The following is a 16660-nucleotide window of genomic DNA, read 5'->3' on the forward strand; positions in this document are numbered from 1 at the left end:
GGTCTGCAGTTTTTGTGTTTGATATCGGGAACCAAACGCCAGGCCCCACGTTCGGTTCCCGACGCGATCTGAAAAAATCGCAAGGGGTGAAAATGTTCGGAACCAGAGGCGCCCAGGGGCGTTGGGGGCCGAAAGAAGCGGGAAGCCAGCAATGACGAAAGACAAGAACGAGGATGGTGTCGACCGCCGGGCCATCCGGGCGCAGATCGACGAAAACCTCAGGCTGGTCTACCGCGAGGCCCTGAGCGAGGAGTTGCCCGACCGCTTTCGCGATCTTCTTGCCCAGCTCAAGGCGAAGGACGGCAGCGGCAAGGGCGGCACGGAATGAGCGGCGGCGGCGTTCCCCCGGCACCCGCCGACCCGCGCGACCGCCTGGCCGGGGCCATTCCCAGGCTGCGCGCCTTCGCAATCAGCCTCACGCGGGATGTGTCGCGGGCCGATGACCTGGTGCAGGAAACCATCCTGAAGGCCTGGACCAACATCGACAAGTTCGACCCGGCGACCAATCTGGACGCCTGGCTGTTCACGATCCTGCGCAACACCTTCTATTCCGGCCTGCGCAAGACCCGGCGCGAGGTGCAGGACAGCGATGGCGTCCACGCGGCCACGCTTTCGGTCAAGCCCGATCACGATGGCCGGTTGGCGCTGAAGGAATTCCAGCGCGCCTTCGACCAGCTTAGCCCCGAGCACCGCGAAGTGCTGATCCTGGTCGGCGCTTCGGGTTTTTCCTGCGAAGAGGCGGCGGCAATGATGGGCGTGGCGGTCGGCACCGTCAAAAGCCGCGCCAGCCGGGCCCGCAGCCGTCTGGCCGAGATGCTGCATCTCAAGGCGGGCGAATCCCTGTTCTCGGGTAGTGATGGGGCGACACAGGCGGTCGTGCTGCGCTCGGCAGCGGCCGGATCTTGATCGGACGCTGGAAATCCTTCCTGTCCAACAGCAGCCTTGGCGTCCGCCTCGGCTCGACCATCATCATCGCGCTCTTGCCGCTGGGAGCCCTGTCGATCCTCCAGACCCGCGATGCGCTGGATCAGATCGACCAGTCGACCCTGAAAGGGGTCGGCGGCGCTGCCCTGCAATCCGTCCGTGAGCAGATCGAGGTCATCAAGGAAGCGCAGGTTTCGGCGCGCGTCCTGGCATCGGTGCTGGCGCGGCCCTCGATCGGCGGCGGCCCATCCTGCATGGATCAGGTCACCGCCATTGCGCGCGACATTCCGCAGGCCACGCTTGTCGCCTATGTGCCGAAAAGCGGCCTTCTGACCTGTTCCTCCGACGGCCGGGTCCATGACCTGTCCGCCGATCCCGCGTTCCGGCAGATGATCTCGCTGCCGGTGCCGGGCCTCGTCTACGACCCGCACAGCAGCATTTCGAACCGTGCGATCCTTGGTGTGCGGCACCCGGTCTTCGACGCGGACGGCGTGCTGACAGGGTTCGTCGTCATCTCGCTGGCCTACAGCACCATCTCGCCGTCCGCCTACGGAGACGGCGATTCGGTCGCCGAGTGGAACCCCGAATACCTTGCAACCCTGACGTCCGGCGGCGAGGTCCTGGTGTCCTCCGCCCCCGATGTCCGGCTGCAACAGGCCGTTCCCGGCATCGGCGAAGCGCCGGAGTTCAAGGGCATGACGGACACCGCGCGCTTTGTCGAGACGCCCGACGGTCGCCGCATCGTCTCGGTCGTGCCGATCGCCCGCGACCTGTTCCTCCTGTCCGTCTGGAAACAGGACAGCGCCAGCTTCTGGACGAACGCCGCCATTCCCTACACCATCCCCGCCCTGACCTGGATGGCAGCTCTCGCCGCCGCCGCCTTCGCCTCCAGCCGTCTCGTGGTTCGGCATGTCCGCGCCCTTGCCCGGTCGATGTCCGACTATGTCACGTCCCGCAAGCGGGTGCTCATTCCCGACATCAGCGGCGCGCCGCACGAGATTCAGCGACTGTACCATGCCTACGAAAGCCTGATCCGGACCATCGAACAGGAAGAGGCCGAACTGCAGAACCTCTTGCTCGACAAGGACACCCTCCTGCGCGAGATCGACCATCGCAGCGGCAACAGCCTGCAGATCATGGCCTCGGTGATGCGGATGTACCGGCGCGAGACGACGGACCCCGAATTGCGCCGGGTGCTGGACGGCCTCATCAACCGGGTGATCGCGCTGTCGTCCACCCATACCAGCCTTTACGCGATGGCGGGCCGGCAGGACATCGCGGTGGACATGGTGCTGAGCAACGTGGTCAAGCGGCTGAAGGAGATCCACGGCGTCGGACTCGGGGTTGCGAACAAGCAGTTCCAGCCGGTGCGGATGGATGCCCAATCCGCCGTGCCGCTTGCGCTTGCCCTGGCCGAGACGGTGGGCTGCTACTTCTCGCGGCCGGGGCTGACGGAACAGGCGGTTCTCGTGTCGCTGTCCGAAGCCGACGGCAAGGTGCATCTGCGCGTCGAAGGGCCGGTGGTGCCAGAGCTTCTGCCCGGCACGACCTCGGGCCTGTCGGCGCTGCCGCAACGGATGCTGCGCCAGTTCGCGGCGCAACTGGGCGGGACGGTGTCCCTGCGGCGGGATGGCGAGGTCATCACCGTCGAACTTGCCTTCCCGCGACAGCCGACCTGACCCCGCAAGGGCTGCCCGGCCCCCCGTGGGCAGCCGGGCAGGACGTCAGTGCGGGCGCGTCGGACGCTCGTCATCGCGGGACGCGGTGAAAAGGCCCGCCGCGCGGCTCAGGTCGCTCTGGAACGCCCGGCTCAGGCTGCGTGCCAGATCGCTGGCCTGCATCACCTCTTGCCGGGCCATCCGGGTCACGTCATCGGCCAGCCGATCCCGCGCCTTGCCGAAGAGGCGGTTCTCGGTTCGGGTCGGCGGCAGCAGGCATGCGACCAGCGCGCCCGCTGCCGCCACGACCGCCCCGACCATCAGCGGCCGCCCCTCGACCGCCTCGCGGCTCTTTTCTGCCACGCCGAACCGCACAGCATGGATCCGCTCGCGGGCCGCGATGGCCTCTGTCCGCGCGGCGTCGTCCAGACTGTCCAGCCCCTTGGCCAAAGCGGCGCGCATGTCGGCGGCAAGGGCTGCCAGAATCTCGGCGCGGTGCCGTGCCAGATCGGCGGCCGGCGCCAGCCCGCGCCGCGCCGCATCGTCGATCCGCGCCAGAAGTGCCTGAGCCCTCGCGCGAAGGCCCGTGGCTTCGACCATCCAGTCCTCGTCGGGCTCCACCGTCTCGGGCGCCGGAGGGCCGCCCTCGTCTTCCCAGCGGGTCAGCGCCTCGAACCTCGTCCCGGCCAGAGCCGGGGCCTCGGGCGCGGGGTCCGCCTCACGGGATGCCGTGCGGCGCCCCACCACAAGGGCCGCGACAGCCAGGCTGGCCACGGCCACCGCCACGGGACGGCTGCGCAGGCTCCGGTCCAGGTCCGCCACAAGCGGCGATGCCTTCGCCTTCACCGCCGCCTTGCCCTCCGAGATGAGGTTGGCCGGCCGCAACCGCTCTCTCAGGGCGGCAACCGATTGCGCCAGGGCCAGCCGGTCGCGTTCCAGCGACCGTTCGATGTCCTGGATGGATTGGCTAGACATCCGGGCTTCCTTCCTGTCTGAAACCGGCCCGCACCGCCTGCGCATCGCGCCGAAGGCCATCGAGGAACCGGCGCGGTTTCCGCCCGCGCAGCTGCACTTCCGACCGCCCCGCCAGCCCCAGCAAAAGCGCGACCAGCGCAAGGACCAACCCGACCGCAAGCGCCGCGCCGACGGCGCCAAGGCCCGCCTCCACCAGCGCCGCGACCGCTGCCCCGGCAAGAAGGTTCAGCGCGACCAGCGCGATCACCCCTGCCGCCGCAAGCTTCGCCAGCCCCGCACCGACCGAGCGCAGGCTGTCGGCCGCCTCGGCCCGGGCAAGCCGAAGCTCGCCCTGCACCAGACGCCCGACAGCCGCCAGGACCTCCGAGAACAGCCCGGCGACGCCCGTGTCGCTTTCAGGCGACTGATCGCGCATCAGAGACCGGGTCCCCGACCCGCTTCCTGCGACGACACACGGCGCGCACGCGCAGCAGACGACCGCACGAAACGCGCGGCGGCAAAGCCCACGACGGCGGCGGCCGCCATGAAGGCACCCGGATGCCGCCTGGCCAGCGTCCTGATGTCGGCGGCCAGATCGCTTACCGACCTGTCGCGCAGCGCATCCGACGCGCTGGTCAGACCCTGTGCCACCGAGGACAGCACCCGCGACCGCAGCGCATCGCCCTCCGCTTCGGCCGAGGCGCGCTCCAGCGTGGCCGCCAGCCGTTCGCCCGCATCCGACAGGCTTTCGCGCGCCGCATCGGCCTTTTCGACGGCCACGTCCTTCACGGTCTCGAAGGTCGACCCCGCGCCTGAAACGATGGCCGCCTTGGCGTCCGCCACCTTGCGCCTGATCGTATCGACACCGGACTCGACCGCATCGGTCGCCGTGTCGGTCATCTCGCGCGCGGTGTCGCCCGCAGTGTCAAGCGCGCGCATCACCTTGTCTTCCGAAGTCTGCTTGTAGATCTGGGTCATGGCCCTTGTCTCCTGATTTCCGCACGGGGATTTGCCTGCGCCCTCACGGCGCGTTCACTGACCTGACAACCCCGCGCAGGCGATCCGGTTCCCGAACCGCTCCAGACGGCGCGGATTAAGCCCGCGATCCCGACGCCGCATCCGCCGGGAACCAAAGCCCGTCGGCCGAGTTGTCGACCAGATACGCAATCCGGCTCCTGACGAGCCACCCCTGACCAAAGGAGACCTCACATGCTCGGCTGGGCTGTTACCTTCCTCATCATCGCGATCATCGCCGGTGTCCTCGGCTTCGGCGGCATCGCCGGCACCTCTGCGGGCATCGCGCAGATCCTCTTCGTCGTGTTCCTCATCCTGTTCGTCATCTCGCTCGTGCGCGGCGCGATGACGCGCTGACACTCTGTCCCCAGGGAAGCGGTCCATCCCTCCCGTCTTCCTGTCCCCTGGGCCGCGACACTGTCGCGGCCCTTTTTCATGCGCGGCCCGCAAGCCGGGCCACTGTCGGACGATCCGTCAGGTCAGTTGGCAACGGCGGTCAAGACCACCAGCCTCACGTCGATGTTCTGGCGGTCCATCGTCGGCTGCATCCGGCGCAGGAACTGACGCAGCGCGCCGACCGAGGCGCCGGGCCGAACGGCAAGGTGGATGCTGCCGCCCGGCGCGCTGCGCAGCGCTGGCACGAAGGCCACGATCACCCGCATCAGCGCAAAGATCGCCGCACTGTCGGCACCGTCCCCTGCAAGCACCAGCCGGTCAAGCCGTCCCATCGCGCGCAGCTTGTCCTCCAGCATGGCCAGCGCCGCGCTTTGACCCGGATCGGCGCAGACCAGCTCGGCCTCGGGAAAGGCTACCTCGGCCAGCGCCATGCGCAGGGGCGAGGTCCCGACAACGACCAGCCGGGTTGCGTCCGGCACCAGGTCCTGCCGGGACAGCAGCGACAGGGCCGCATCATTCGCCAGGGTCAAGGTCGGCGTCACGGTCGGCGTTCCTGTCGGGGTCTTGCCTCTGTCGGCCATGCGTCCTCTCCGGCGGCACCCCACGCGGCGCCTGCAATCCAACGCCTCTGCCGGGCCGCCGGTTCCCGCCCGGGGACAGGGGTCGCCGGTCAGGGAACCGGACCCACCCGCCGTGCGTTGGGCCTTCAGACCAGGGGCCGGGGGACACCATGACCGAGACAGATGCAACCGCCGTTCCCGGGCGGGACCGCTTTGCCGATACGACGGAAAGCGGACATGCCATCGTCTCGCTGACCACCCTGGCCACCATCACCGTCGTCGTCGGCATCCTGTATGTCGCCAAGGACCTGTTCCTGCCGCTGATCCTCGGGATGCTGTTCGCCTTCATCCTGAACCCGGTCGTGAACGCCCTGCGCAAGCGCGGCCTGCGCGACCTGCCTGCGGTCGTTCTGACGGTGATGACCGCCGCAGCGATGATGGCGGCCTTCGTCCTGATCCTGGCCTACCAGGTCAGCGTGATCGGCGCGAACCTGCCCCAGTATCAGGGCAATGTGCTGACCAAGGTCGACACGATCCTCGACGCCGGCACCGACAACAGGATCATCTCGCACCTGCGCGGCATGGTCTCGGACATCTCCGAACGGGTGGCCACCCAGTCCGATTCCCCCGAGACCCGGACAATGAAGGTCGAGGTCGTCGAGGTTGCCGGGCTCAAGGGCTGGCTGAACGACGTGATCCTGCCCGCCCTTGCCCCGGTGGGCATCTTCGGGCTGATCTTCGTCGTCGTCGTCTTCGCGCTGCTGGAACGCGCCACGCTGCGCGACCGGCTGGTCCAGCTGATCGGCGGCTCGAACATCCTCGCCACCTCGCGCCTTCTGGCCGAAGCCGGTTCGCGCGTCTCCACCTACCTGCTGGCCCAGCTGGTGGTGAACATCATCTATGCCGTGCCGATCTGGCTGGGCCTCTGGCTGATCGGCGTGCCGAACGCGCTGTTCTTCGGCCTTGTCACGCTGGTCCTGCGCTTTGTCCCCTATATCGGCTCGGCGATCTCGGCGATCCTGCCGCTCCTCATGGCCTTCGCCGTCTCGCCCGGCTGGTCGCTGGTGCTGTGGACCGCCGCGCTGTTCCTGGTCGTGGAACTTGTCACCTCGAACGTGATCGAGCCCTGGTTCTACGGCCAGCGCACCGGGGTCTCGCCGCTGGCCGTGATCGTCTCGGCCATGTTCTGGACCTGGCTCTGGGGGCCGATGGGGCTCATCATCGCCACGCCGCTGACCGTCTGTCTGGTGGTGATCGGCCATCACGTCCCCAGCCTGCGCCTGTTCCCGATCCTGTTCGGCGACAAGCCCGTCCTGGCCGACTCGGCGCGGCTTTACGACCGTCTGCTCACCGGCCGGTCGTTCGAGTTCACCGAGGCAGCCACCTCCTCGACCGCCAAGAACTATCTTGCCGATTACTACGACAGGACCGCCCTGCCCGCGCTGGCGCTGGCCCAGTCCGACAGCGCGGCGGGGCTTCTGTCCGACCATCAGGTCAACCGCATCGCCAATGCCGCATGGACCCTGACCGAAGAGCTGGAAACCGTCGTCGAGGATGAACTGGCGCTCGCCGCCGCCGGGCCCGATGAAACCGCCGGGCCGGGGGCCGACGCCAGCCTCGTGTCGAACGGCATCCTGGACGGCATCGACCGCCGGATCGTCGTGATCGGGGCGCAGACCCGGCTGGACGAGGCCGCCGCACGGATGGTCGCACAGGCCATGCGTGCCGAAGGGGCCGAAGCGGTGGCCCTGCCGCCCCGCGCCCCTCTGCCCCGCGCCATCGGAGACTTTCAGCCGGAAACCGTGATCGTGGTCACCCTCGACGCGACCGAAGGCACCGCGACCGATCTGTCGATCCGCCAGATCCGCCGCCGCCTGCCCGGTGTCCGCATCGGCAAGGCGACCTGGCATGGCAAGGGAACCGGAGCCCCGGCACCGCGCGGCAAGGCGCTTGCCGATTTCGAGACCGATTCGATGGAGACACTGTTCCGGAACGCCTTCACCCCACCGCCCCGGTCCGCTTCCGCGCGGGCCGGGGAAGGATGATCCACAGGCACTCCAATGCCGGATCGCAGCGCGGTCGTCAGGTAAGGTCGCGGGGCACCACCCGCACACCCTGCAACCGCCGGGCCGTCAGCCGGATGAACAGCGCCCGCACGGGCGGGATCAACAACAGGATGCCTAGCGTATCGGTAAAGAAGCCCGGCAGGATCAACAGGATCGCCGCCACCGCGACCAGCCCCTGCTGCACGATTGGCGACAGCGGGTCCTCGACCATCCGGCCACGGAACCCTTCGACAAGATCGCCTTGCGCCGTGCCCATCCCCGACGCTGCCAGCGACCGCAGGATCAGAACCCCGCCGAAGGCCGTCAAAAGCACCCAGGCCAGGGTCAGCCACAGGCCCAGCCGCGCCCCGAGCGTCACGAAAAGCGCAATCTCCACAAGCGGAAGCGCCAATATGCCAAGGATGATCCACATCGCCGTCCTCCATCCGTCCGTTCTTCCGCCCGCATGGTAGACTTCGGCAGGCCCCCACCCTACATAACGACAAACCGTGTTCAATCCAACGGAACACCCAAGGCTCAGAGGTCACATATGAACGGCTCCTTGATCCAGCTCCTGGTCCTTGCCGGGATCGCGATCTTCCTCATCCTCAAGCTGCGTTCCGTTCTGGGCACCCGCGACGGCTTCGAGAAACCGCCGATTCCGCTGGACGAGGTGCGCCCGCGCCTGCGCCGCGACTTCGAGGTGATCGAGGGAGGGCCCGACCGCGACATTATCGACCATGTCCCCGAAGGCTCCGACGCCGCCCGGGCCCTGGCCGAGATGAAGAAGGCCGAACCCGGCTTTTCCGTCGGCACCTTCCTGCAAGGCGCGCGCGGCGCCTACGAGATGATCCTGACCGCCTTCGAGAAGGGCGAACTTGACCGCATCCGTCCCTTCCTGTCCGATGAAGTCGAAGCCAGCTTTGCCGAGGCGATCAACCGGCGCGAGGCGGACGGCCTGACCATCGAGGCCAATTTCCTGGGTATCAAGGAACTGGCCCTGCACGACGCGACCTACTCCCCGGAAACCCGCTTTGGCGAAATCGCCGTGCGCTTCGTCGCCGACCAGACCTATGTCGTGCGCAACAAGGCGGGCGAGATCGTCGAAGGCTCTCCGCGCGAAGTCAGGAAAACCCGCGACATCTGGACCTTCGCCCGCCAGATGGGGTCGGACGACCCGAACTGGCAGCTGGTCGCCACCGGCGACTGATCCCTTGGGATGCGCGCCTCGCTTGTCCTCCTCTCGGTTGCGGCGGCGCTGATGACCGCAGCGCCCTCCCGCGCCGAGGTGCTGGACTTCGAGGCGCTCGACGGCTGGCTAAAGGACGATCATCTGGCCGCCCTCACCTCGTTCCTGCGGACCTGCGACCTGATCGACCAGCCCGACTGGAAACCGATCTGTGCCCTGGCCGCCGATGTCCCGAAGGACGACGCCTCGGCCCGCAGCTTCTTCGAGCTGTTCTTCAAGCCGGTCGTCGTCGGTAAGCCTCCGGCCCTCTTCACCGGCTATTTCGAGCCAGAGCTTGAAGGCTCGCCGGTCCGCACCTCTCGCTTCAGGTATCCGATCTACCGCCGCCCGCCCGAATTGACCGACGGCGTCGCCTACCACACCCGCGCCGCGATCGAAGGGGGCGCGATTGCGGGCCGCGGGCTGGAGCTTGCCTGGCTGGACGATCCGGTGGATGTCTATTTCCTGCATGTTCAAGGCTCGGGCCGGATCCGGATGACCGACGGCTCGGTGATCCGCGTCGGCTATGCCGGAAAGAACGGCCACAGCTATCGGTCGGTCGGGCAGGAAATGGTCCGGCGTGGCACCCATACGCTGGATCAGGTCTCGGCGCCCGAGATCGCCAACTATGTCCGCAGCAATCCCGGCACCGGGCGCGCGCTTCTGGACACCAACCCCTCCTACGTCTTCTTCCGCAAGATCGGCACCCTCAGGCCCGAGGACGGCCCCATCGGCGCGATGGGCCGGTCGATCACTGCCCTGCGGTCCGTTGCCATCGACCCCAGGTTCACGCCGCTGGGTGCCCCGGTCTGGATCGAAAAGGACGGCCGCCGCCCGATCCGCAGCCTGATGGTCGCTCAGGATACCGGCGGGGCGATCAAGGGGATGCAGCGCGCCGACATCTTCTACGGCACCGGCAAGGACGCGGGCGATGCCGCGGGCAGCGTCAAGGACCCGGGCCGGATGGTCCTCCTGCTGCCCATCGACCGCGCCTTCGCGATGCTGGACGACGAATAGCCGCCATGGCCCGCCGCCGTCACCTCTCGCCCGAGGAAGCCGACCTCTGGCGGTCTGTCGCCCGGACCGCGCGGCCGCTGCACAACCAGCCCCTGCACCTGCCCGACCCGCCCGCAGCACCCGAACCGCCGCCGCTCGCCCATGCCAGGCCCCGCCTGTCGCCGTTCACCCTGGGCGAAAAGCACCGCGCGCCCGAACGCCGCGACCTGGCACCCACGCTGCCGCAGCTTCTGGACCAGGCCCCCCTGCGGATGGATGCCGGCACCCATGCCAGGATGACCCGCGGCAAGCTGCAACCCGAGGCGCGGATCGACCTGCACGGGATGACCCTGGCCGAGGCGCATCCCGAACTGATCCGCTTCATCCTGAACGCCCATTCCGCCGGGTTGCGGCTGGTGCTGGTCATCACCGGCAAGGGCAAGCGGCGCGAGGATACCGGCCCGATCCCGCAGCGCGTCGGCGCACTACGCCACCAGGTGCCGCACTGGCTGCACCTGCCGCCCCTCGGGCCTGTTGTGCTTCAGGTCTCCGAGGCGCATCTGAAACACGGCGGCAGCGGCGCCTACTACGTCTATCTCAGACGCCGCTAGACCCTCCGCCCCCGATCCCGTCTTGCCCTTTTCGAAATACTCCACAGGGGGTCCGGGGGATGTGAAATCCCCCGGGGGTGCGGCTGGGAACGACCTGTCAGGGCGCAGCGCGCCCTTCGGCAATCGCCCCGACGGGCGCCAGCACGATCTCGGTCGCATTGCGCACCGTCAGCACCAGCCCGGGGAGAAGACCCACCCGGCCCCGCGCATCCGCCGTGAACGCATCCGCGATCCCCACCAGCCCGCCGAACAGCTTCAGCAGCGCAGGGTTCTCGCCCAGGTTCAGATGTCCCGTCCCCGTCGTATAGGCTGCCGTGTCCAGATAGATCACGTTCAGGTCGGCGATCTGCGCCACGCTGCCCATGCTGCCCAGCCGCTCACCCGTGCCCGACAGCCTGGCCGAGATGTTCAGGATCCGGTCCTTCGAGCTGCCGAAGATCACGAAGGGCTCCGGCAGCTTGCCGATGTCCTTCGCCTGCGACCGGAACACGTCGAGGTCGAGGTCGGGCGAGATCAGCACCACGCCCTTGATATGGTCCAGCGCCTTCGGCCCGTCCTTCAGCACCATTTGCCGCAGGCCCTCCATCGTCAGGAACGCCCCCATCGAATGCGCGACGATGACGATGTCCTTCGCGCCCGCGTCCTCGACCTCGTCCAGAAGCGTCACAAGTCCCGACCGGGCGAACAGCGCGGAATCGCGGTCATAGACATAGCCCAGCGCCGACCCGCGCGAGGGCCAGGCGTAATGCACCGCCACCCCTGGCACCTGAAGGTCATGGTGCATCTGCGCCACCCGATAGACGCCTTCGGCCATGGTGTTGTTGAAGCCGTGGACATAGACCACCGCATCGGTCTGCCCACGCAGCTTCAGCGCCGCGCGCAGGGCCGCGCTGAAGGCGTCCGCCGAGCCGAAGTCGCGCTGATCCAGCGTCAGGAAATCGCGCCTTCCGTCCGGCTTCCGCGTTCTGGGTGGCCAGTTCACCTTGCCCGGCTCGCGGTCGGGCGGGATGGCGATGTCATAGCGCAGAAAGGACGGCTCGCCCGACCGGCCGAAGCCGTAGGCCTCGCCGTCCTTCATCCGGGTCGTGCCGACGAAGATCGTCTCGGGCGTGCCCCCCGACAATCCGGCGGGCGCCATGGTGAAATCCCCGCGCGCCGCACAGCCCGCCAAAGCCAGAACGATCAGCAACTTGCGCACGCGCATCTCCCTTTTCCCGCACCGTCGCCTGCCCTTTCGGCATCGTCAACACGACCTGCCCGGTGGACAGCGGAGCCCCGCCACCGCTACCCTGCGCCGGTCACGAAAGGAGCCCGGAATGAAACTTGTCGGCAAGACCGCCCTCGTCACCGGCGGCAACCGCGGCATCGGCCTTGCAACCGTCCGCGCTCTGGCCGCAGCGGGGGCGGAGGTCCACTTCACCGCCCGCAGCGCCGCAAACCTTGCCGCCGCCCGGCGCGCGCTTGGCGATATCCAGGCCACCGGCCACCTTGCGAACATGACCGACCGCATCGCCATGGCAACCGTGCTGGACCACGGCTTCGACATCCTGGTGAACAACGCCGCCGTGATCGGCCCCATCGGGCGCATCCTCGACGTCCCGGTCGAAGACTGGGCCCTCAGCATCGACATCAACCTCACCTCGGCATTCCACGCAACCCAACGCGCACTGGCCGGAATGGTTGCAAGGGGCGGCGGCACGATCGTCAACATCTCCTCCGGTGCGGCCCATCGGCCACAGGAGGGTTGGTCGGCCTATTGCGCGGGGAAAGCGGGCCTCGCCATGCTGACCCGTTCGGTGCACCTGGAATATGCCGATCAGGGCATCCGCATCTTCGGCTTCGCGCCGGGGGTCGTTGACACCGACATGCAGGGCGCGATCCGCGCCTCGGGCATCAACCCGGTGTCGAAACTGCCCCGCGAAAGCCTGGCCCCCGCCGAACACCCGGCCCGCGCCATCGCCTGGCTCTGCACCCCGGATGCCGACGCACTGACGGGGCAAGAGCTTGACATCCGCGCCCCCGACCTCCGCGCCGCCGTGGGCCTGCCGCCGCTGGGCTAGTGCGACAGCGCCTGCGCGCCCCACAACTCCCGCACCCGCGCATCCCGCCCGCAGGCCTTGCGGTAGAAGGCATAGGCGTTCGACTGCTTCTTCGGACCCGCGCGGGTCAGGATGATGTCGGTGCCCTTGTAGTAATCCTGATGATAGTCCTCGGCGATCCAGAACCGCCCGGCGTCCAGAACCGGAGTCACGATCTTCCGGCCCAGCACCGCCTCCGCCTCGGCCACCGCCGCCTCGGCCGCCTTCCGCTGCGCCTTGTCCTTCACGAAGATCGCCGTCCGGTAGGCATCGCCCCGGTCGCAGAACTGCCCACCCGCGTCCAGCACGTCGACCGAGCGCAGGAACTTGGCGATCAGCTCGCCATAGCTGATGACGGCAGGATCGAAGGTGATCTCCACCGCCTCGTAGTGGCCCGCGTGGTTCTTGTAGGTCGGGTCCTTCATGTCGCCGCCGGTATAGCCCGAGACGACCTCGCTGACCCCCTTCACCTTCTCGAAATCCGATTCCACGCACCAGAAGCAGCCCCCGGCGACAATCGCCGTCTCGGCCTGCGCTGCCCCCGCAAGGCCCGCCATCAGCGCCAGCACCAGTCTCAGCATGTCCGCCTCCCATGTCCGTGTCGCGATCCGTATCTCGGGCAGGCTTGGCCCTGCACCCGCCTCGGGTCCAATCACCGATCCGTGCATCACCGCATGGTGAAGCGCCTGTAACCGCCTGCGCCCCCTTGGCCAAAGCACGCTGCCGCACTAGCCTGCACCCGCCACCGGCCGCGACCTGCCGCCGAATCCCTGCGCCGACGGAAAGGCCCTCATGCGTCACGCCGTTCTTGCCCTGGGCCTGCTTGCCGGACCCGCCCTCGCCGATGTGTCGCTGCAAGACGCGGTCTCCGGCCTTGACCTCTTTCCCTGCGATGTCAGCAACCTGTCCTGCACTTCGCTGACGGTGCCGCTGGACCACCGCGCCAACGATCCGTCCCGGACCATCGAGATCACCTTCGCCCTCTCCTTCGCCAGCAAGGAAAGCCGGGGAATCCTGTTCTACTTCGTCGGAGGTCCCGGCGGCTCGGGCATCGCCTCGGCGGATTCCTACCTCTCCGCCTTCGACCCCAGCCTGGTCGAGAACATGGACATCGTCTTCGTCGACCAGCGCGGCATCGGCTCGGCGCATGGCCTCTCCTGCCCGGCGGCGCAGGCCCGGTTCGACACCGCCCCGGCCTCGCTGGACGACCCCGACGCGATCATCGCCACCGCCCGGACCTATGTCACGGCCTGCACCGAAGAGCTTGACGCCGACGCCCTGCTGCCTGTGGTGACCACCGATCAGGCAATCCGCGATTCCGAGCTTTTCCGCCAGGCCATCGGCGCGCCCAAGGTCTGGCTTTACGGCGAAAGCTACGGCACGCAACTGGTGCAGGCCTATGCCACCCGGTTTCCGCAGGCGGTGCGCGGGGTGATCCTTGACGGCGTGGTCGACCTGACCCTGTCGGCCGAAGGCTTCTACCGCCGCTACACCCTCGCCGCCGAGGCGCTGCTGGCGGAAACCTTCACGCTCTGCGACGCGATGCCTGCCTGCGCGCAGGACTTCCCCGGCGGCGCGGCGGCGGCCTACGACGACCTCGCCGCCCGCGTGGCCCAGGCGCCGGTGCCCGTCGCCTATCCGCTGGCCGACGGGACCACGGTCACCCGCCTCCTGACCTCGGGCCTGCTGGAGACGAACGCCTTCTATGCGCTCTACTCGCCCGAGGGCCGGGCCGCGTTCCTGCGCACCCTCGCCGCTGCACGGCAGGGCAATCTCGTGCCGATCCTGCAACTGGGCTATGTGAACGCCTACATCGACCCGGAAACCGAGGTCGGCATCGAAGACCCCGGCTGGTTCGGCGCGGCCTATTACGCGATCACCTGCACCGATTACGACAGCGGAGAGGGCACACCCGACGAACGGGCAAGGCGGATCATCGACGAAGCCCGCGCCTTCGCGCCCCAGGCACCGCGGCTCCTCCGGGCCTATTACCTCGAACGCGTCGCCTGCGCGCTCTGGCCGCAACAGGGCGAACATGAACGTCCGGCGCCCTATGCCGGGGGGCCCTGGCCGACCCTGGTGCTGAACGGCGACCACGATCCGATCACGCCGATCTCGATGGCCTATTCCGTCCTGGACAATGCCGCCAACGCCTACGGCGTGTTCATGCGCGGCGGACCGCATGTGATCTGGGGGCGCGGTCTTGCCTGCCCCGACACCATCGTGCAGGCGCTGCTTTACGACGGCACCCTGCCTGCGGCCCGCGAACAGCTGTGCGAACAGGACCCGATCGCCCCTTACCAGCCGCTGACCCTCACCGATCCTGTCCAGGCGACCGATCCCCTGACTGTCGCCCGCGCGGTGGAAACCGAACTGTCCAACCACATCCCGCTGACCGGCTGGGACGGCCAGCACCCGACGACCTATGGCTGCCCCTTCGGCGGCACGCTGTCGGCCTCGCCGGGGGACGAGGGCACCGATTACCAGTTCGCCGCCTGCGCCTTCTGGCCCGCGCTCCGGGTCGATGGCAGCGGGGCCGATGTCGCAACCGAGGATGGGCCGGACCGGCTGACGCTGGACATCACCGTCTCGGGCAGCCAGAGCGGGCAGCTGAACTACCGCCACAGCCGCGCTGACGAGGCGTTCAGCCTGACCGGCACCTGGAACGGCCAGCCCGCCCACCTGCCGCGCAGCGCACTATAGGCGCCGGACCCAGTCGACGGGGGACACCTCCTCGTGCGCCTTCGGCTTCTCGTCGGTGGGGCCGAAGCGAGGCGTGACGAAGTCCTAGACGAGCGGTTTTTCGCACTGCGCCAAAAGTAAAGGGCGCGTAAATACGCGCCCTCAACCCCTTGATTTTGCGTGGTCCGAAGAACCCGCCGCGCGCGGCGCCCTATTTCGCCACCCGCGCATTCCGGGCCGCGATCAGCCGCAGCCGCAGCGCGTTCAGCCGGATGAAGCCCTCGGCGTCCTTCTGGTCGTAGGCCCCGGCATCCTCCTCGAAGGTGACATGCTTTTCCGAATACAGGCTGTGATCCGACCACCGCGCCACCGTCCGGGCCGACCCCTTGTACAGCTTGACCCGCACCGTCCCGGTGACATGCTCCTGCGTCTTGTCGATCAGCGCCTGCAACGCCTCCCGCTCGGGGCTGAACCAGAAGCCGTTGTAGATCAGTTCGGCATAGCGCGGCATGATACTGTCCTTCAGATGCCCGGCGCCCGCGTCCAGCGTGATCTGCTCGATCCCCCGGTGCGCCTCCAGAAGGATCGTCCCGCCCGGAGTCTCATAGACCCCGCGGCTCTTCATCCCCACGAACCGGTTCTCCACCAGGTCCAGCACGCCCACCCCATGCTTGCCCCCCAGCTCGTTCAGCCGGGTCAGGATCGTCGCCGGGCTCATCGCCTCGCCATTGATGGCAACCGCATCGCCCTTCTCGAAGGTGATCTCCACCATCTCCGCCTGGTCGGGCGCCTGCTCCACCGGCACCACCCGCTGCAGGACATATTCCGGGAACTCCTCCGCCGGGTTTTCCAGCACGCGGCCCTCCGACGAGGTGTGCAGCAGGTTCGCATCGACCGAGAACGGCGCTTCTCCGCGCTTGTCCTTGGCAATCGGGATCTGGTTCGCCTCGGCGAATTCCAGCAGCCTGGTCCGCGACGTCAGGTCCCACAGCCGCCACGGCGCGATCACCTTGATCGCGGGATCCAGCGCCGCAGCCGACAGCTCGAACCGCACCTGGTCGTTGCCCTTGCCCGTCGCGCCATGCGCCACCGCATCCGCGCCGGTCTCATGCGCGATCCGCACCAGATGCTGCGAGATCAGCGGCCTGGCGATGGAGGTGCCCAGCAGATACAGCCCCTCATACAGCGCATTTGCCCGGAACATCGGGAACACGAAGTCACGGACGAATTCCTCGCGCACATCGACGATGTGGATGTTCTCGGGCTTGATCCCCATCAGAAGGGCCTTCTGCCGAGCCGGTTCCAGCTCTTCGCCCTGGCCCAGATCGGCGGTGAAGGTCACCACTTCACAGCCATATTCCGTCTGCAGCCACTTCAGGATGATCGAGGTATCGAGGCCGCCCGAATAGGCAAGGACGACTTTCTTGGGCTTCAGCATAGGTCAGGCTCCCCAGCGGTTTTGCTGGCGCTTAGAACGAAAACTCCCCAAGGGCAAGGACAGCCCCTGTGCGGGG

The 16660-nt window shown here is 68.0% G+C and carries 18 protein-coding genes; 10 read left to right on the forward strand and 8 right to left on the reverse strand.

From position 1 onward, the window contains the following. The first annotated feature begins 151 nt into the window (after positions 1–151). The 3 genes from D5084_RS18430 to D5084_RS05840 are packed head-to-tail and all read left to right on the forward strand — an operon-like array spanning position 152 to position 2603. Entirely contained in the window at positions 152–328 is a 177-nt protein-coding gene (locus tag D5084_RS18430) for a NepR family anti-sigma factor (RefSeq protein WP_162302388.1), read from the forward strand. Beyond that, positions 325–906: an RNA polymerase sigma factor gene (locus D5084_RS05835; RefSeq protein WP_128514574.1), complete on the forward strand. Its 582-nt coding sequence runs from the start codon at positions 325–327 to the stop codon at positions 904–906. Before D5084_RS18430 ends, D5084_RS05835 begins: the two co-directional genes overlap by 4 nt. Continuing rightward, positions 903–2603, forward strand: coding sequence for a sensor histidine kinase (locus D5084_RS05840; protein ID WP_128514575.1), 1701 nt, complete (start codon positions 903–905; stop codon positions 2601–2603). Before D5084_RS05835 ends, D5084_RS05840 begins: the two co-directional genes overlap by 4 nt. 45 nt (positions 2604–2648) lie before the next feature. Here the strand turns inward: D5084_RS05840 and D5084_RS05845 are convergent, their stop codons facing one another. From D5084_RS05845 to D5084_RS05855, 3 genes are read right to left on the reverse strand one after another with little or no spacing between them, the layout of a single operon-like run. After that, positions 2649–3557, reverse strand: a complete 909-nt coding sequence (locus tag D5084_RS05845; RefSeq protein WP_162302389.1) for a DUF3618 domain-containing protein — start codon at positions 3555–3557, stop codon at positions 2649–2651. After that, complete coding sequence (locus D5084_RS05850; RefSeq protein ID WP_128514577.1) at positions 3550–3972, reverse strand: phage holin family protein; 423 nt, start codon at positions 3970–3972, stop codon at positions 3550–3552. The genes D5084_RS05845 and D5084_RS05850 overlap by 8 nt, the downstream gene beginning before the upstream one ends. Further along, positions 3972–4514: a hypothetical protein gene (locus D5084_RS05855; protein ID WP_128514578.1), complete on the reverse strand. Its 543-nt coding sequence runs from the start codon at positions 4512–4514 to the stop codon at positions 3972–3974. Before D5084_RS05855 ends, D5084_RS05850 begins: the two co-directional genes overlap by 1 nt. A gap of 231 nt (positions 4515–4745) precedes the next feature. On the opposite strand from D5084_RS05855, the gene D5084_RS05860 reads away from it, so the two are divergent. Continuing rightward, the gene (locus D5084_RS05860) at positions 4746–4907 is read left to right on the forward strand and encodes a DUF1328 domain-containing protein (RefSeq protein ID WP_128514579.1); all 162 of its coding nucleotides are present in this window, start codon (positions 4746–4748) and stop codon (positions 4905–4907) included. A gap of 122 nt (positions 4908–5029) precedes the next feature. On the opposite strand, the gene D5084_RS05865 is transcribed toward D5084_RS05860, so the two are convergent. After that, positions 5030–5527: a hypothetical protein gene (locus D5084_RS05865; protein ID WP_128514580.1), complete on the reverse strand. Its 498-nt coding sequence runs from the start codon at positions 5525–5527 to the stop codon at positions 5030–5032. A gap of 149 nt (positions 5528–5676) precedes the next feature. Here D5084_RS05865 and D5084_RS05870 point away from each other — a divergent pair, with 149 nt between their 5' ends. Continuing rightward, the gene (locus D5084_RS05870; protein ID WP_128514581.1) at positions 5677–7551 is read left to right on the forward strand and encodes an AI-2E family transporter; all 1875 of its coding nucleotides are present in this window, start codon (positions 5677–5679) and stop codon (positions 7549–7551) included. 37 nt (positions 7552–7588) lie between these two features. On the opposite strand, the gene D5084_RS05875 is transcribed toward D5084_RS05870, so the two are convergent. Further along, positions 7589–7984 (reverse strand): FxsA family protein, encoded by a 396-nt coding sequence (locus D5084_RS05875; RefSeq protein WP_128514582.1) that lies wholly within the window; start codon positions 7982–7984, stop codon positions 7589–7591. Positions 7985–8101: 117 nt separating this feature from the next. On the opposite strand from D5084_RS05875, the gene D5084_RS05880 reads away from it, so the two are divergent. The 3 genes from D5084_RS05880 to D5084_RS05890 are packed head-to-tail and all read left to right on the forward strand — an operon-like array spanning position 8102 to position 10386. Then, on the forward strand, positions 8102–8761 hold the full coding sequence (locus tag D5084_RS05880) for a Tim44/TimA family putative adaptor protein (RefSeq protein ID WP_128514583.1): 660 nt from the start codon (positions 8102–8104) through the stop codon (positions 8759–8761). Positions 8762–8770: 9 nt separating this feature from the next. Next, positions 8771–9796, forward strand: a complete 1026-nt coding sequence (gene mltA / locus D5084_RS05885; RefSeq protein ID WP_128514584.1) for a murein transglycosylase A — start codon at positions 8771–8773, stop codon at positions 9794–9796. Positions 9797–9801: 5 nt separating this feature from the next. Then, positions 9802–10386 (forward strand): Smr/MutS family protein, encoded by a 585-nt coding sequence (locus D5084_RS05890; RefSeq protein WP_128514585.1) that lies wholly within the window; start codon positions 9802–9804, stop codon positions 10384–10386. Positions 10387–10483: 97 nt separating this feature from the next. Here D5084_RS05890 and D5084_RS05895 read toward each other — a convergent pair whose 3' ends face one another. Next, entirely contained in the window at positions 10484–11584 is a 1101-nt protein-coding gene (locus tag D5084_RS05895; protein ID WP_162302390.1) for an alpha/beta hydrolase, read from the reverse strand. A gap of 118 nt (positions 11585–11702) precedes the next feature. On the opposite strand from D5084_RS05895, the gene D5084_RS05900 reads away from it, so the two are divergent. Further along, entirely contained in the window at positions 11703–12446 is a 744-nt protein-coding gene (locus D5084_RS05900; RefSeq protein ID WP_162302391.1) for an SDR family NAD(P)-dependent oxidoreductase, read from the forward strand. Here the strand turns inward: D5084_RS05900 and msrA are convergent. Beyond that, the gene (gene msrA / locus D5084_RS05905; protein WP_128514588.1) at positions 12443–13045 is read right to left on the reverse strand and encodes a peptide-methionine (S)-S-oxide reductase MsrA; all 603 of its coding nucleotides are present in this window, start codon (positions 13043–13045) and stop codon (positions 12443–12445) included. The genes D5084_RS05900 and msrA overlap by 4 nt on opposite strands. 211 nt (positions 13046–13256) lie before the next feature. On the opposite strand from msrA, the gene D5084_RS05910 reads away from it, so the two are divergent. After that, positions 13257–15167, forward strand: a complete 1911-nt coding sequence (locus D5084_RS05910; RefSeq protein WP_128514589.1) for an alpha/beta fold hydrolase — start codon at positions 13257–13259, stop codon at positions 15165–15167. 190 nt (positions 15168–15357) lie between these two features. Here the strand turns inward: D5084_RS05910 and D5084_RS05915 are convergent, their stop codons facing one another. Further along, positions 15358–16584 (reverse strand): argininosuccinate synthase, encoded by a 1227-nt coding sequence (locus tag D5084_RS05915; RefSeq protein ID WP_128514590.1) that lies wholly within the window; start codon positions 16582–16584, stop codon positions 15358–15360. Between the last annotated feature and the right edge of the window lie 76 nt (positions 16585–16660).

Source organism: Tabrizicola thermarum (assembly GCF_003574395.1).
Taxonomy (GTDB): domain Bacteria; phylum Pseudomonadota; class Alphaproteobacteria; order Rhodobacterales; family Rhodobacteraceae; genus Tabrizicola; species Tabrizicola thermarum.

What these genes read in the sequence shown, in the direction of transcription:
- D5084_RS18430 (WP_162302388.1), top strand. Translation starts at nt 152, where the DNA reads ATGACGAAAGACAAGAACGAGGATGGTGTCGACCGCCGGGCCATCCGG.
- D5084_RS05835 (WP_128514574.1), top strand. Translation starts at nt 325, where the DNA reads ATGAGCGGCGGCGGCGTTCCCCCGGCACCCGCCGACCCGCGCGACCGC.
- D5084_RS05845 (WP_162302389.1), bottom strand. Translation starts at nt 3,557, where the DNA reads ATGTCTAGCCAATCCATCCAGGACATCGAACGGTCGCTGGAACGCGAC.
- D5084_RS05850 (WP_128514577.1), bottom strand. Translation starts at nt 3,972, where the DNA reads ATGCGCGATCAGTCGCCTGAAAGCGACACGGGCGTCGCCGGGCTGTTC.
- D5084_RS05855 (WP_128514578.1), bottom strand. Translation starts at nt 4,514, where the DNA reads ATGACCCAGATCTACAAGCAGACTTCGGAAGACAAGGTGATGCGCGCG.
- D5084_RS05860 (WP_128514579.1), top strand. Translation starts at nt 4,746, where the DNA reads ATGCTCGGCTGGGCTGTTACCTTCCTCATCATCGCGATCATCGCCGGT.
- D5084_RS05865 (WP_128514580.1), bottom strand. Translation starts at nt 5,527, where the DNA reads ATGGCCGACAGAGGCAAGACCCCGACAGGAACGCCGACCGTGACGCCG.
- D5084_RS05870 (WP_128514581.1), top strand. Translation starts at nt 5,677, where the DNA reads ATGACCGAGACAGATGCAACCGCCGTTCCCGGGCGGGACCGCTTTGCC.
- D5084_RS05875 (WP_128514582.1), bottom strand. Translation starts at nt 7,984, where the DNA reads ATGTGGATCATCCTTGGCATATTGGCGCTTCCGCTTGTGGAGATTGCG.
- D5084_RS05880 (WP_128514583.1), top strand. Translation starts at nt 8,102, where the DNA reads ATGAACGGCTCCTTGATCCAGCTCCTGGTCCTTGCCGGGATCGCGATC.
- mltA (WP_128514584.1), top strand. Translation starts at nt 8,771, where the DNA reads ATGCGCGCCTCGCTTGTCCTCCTCTCGGTTGCGGCGGCGCTGATGACC.
- D5084_RS05890 (WP_128514585.1), top strand. Translation starts at nt 9,802, where the DNA reads ATGGCCCGCCGCCGTCACCTCTCGCCCGAGGAAGCCGACCTCTGGCGG.
- D5084_RS05900 (WP_162302391.1), top strand. Translation starts at nt 11,703, where the DNA reads ATGAAACTTGTCGGCAAGACCGCCCTCGTCACCGGCGGCAACCGCGGC.
- msrA (WP_128514588.1), bottom strand. Translation starts at nt 13,045, where the DNA reads ATGCTGAGACTGGTGCTGGCGCTGATGGCGGGCCTTGCGGGGGCAGCG.
- D5084_RS05910 (WP_128514589.1), top strand. Translation starts at nt 13,257, where the DNA reads ATGCGTCACGCCGTTCTTGCCCTGGGCCTGCTTGCCGGACCCGCCCTC.
- D5084_RS05915 (WP_128514590.1), bottom strand. Translation starts at nt 16,584, where the DNA reads ATGCTGAAGCCCAAGAAAGTCGTCCTTGCCTATTCGGGCGGCCTCGAT.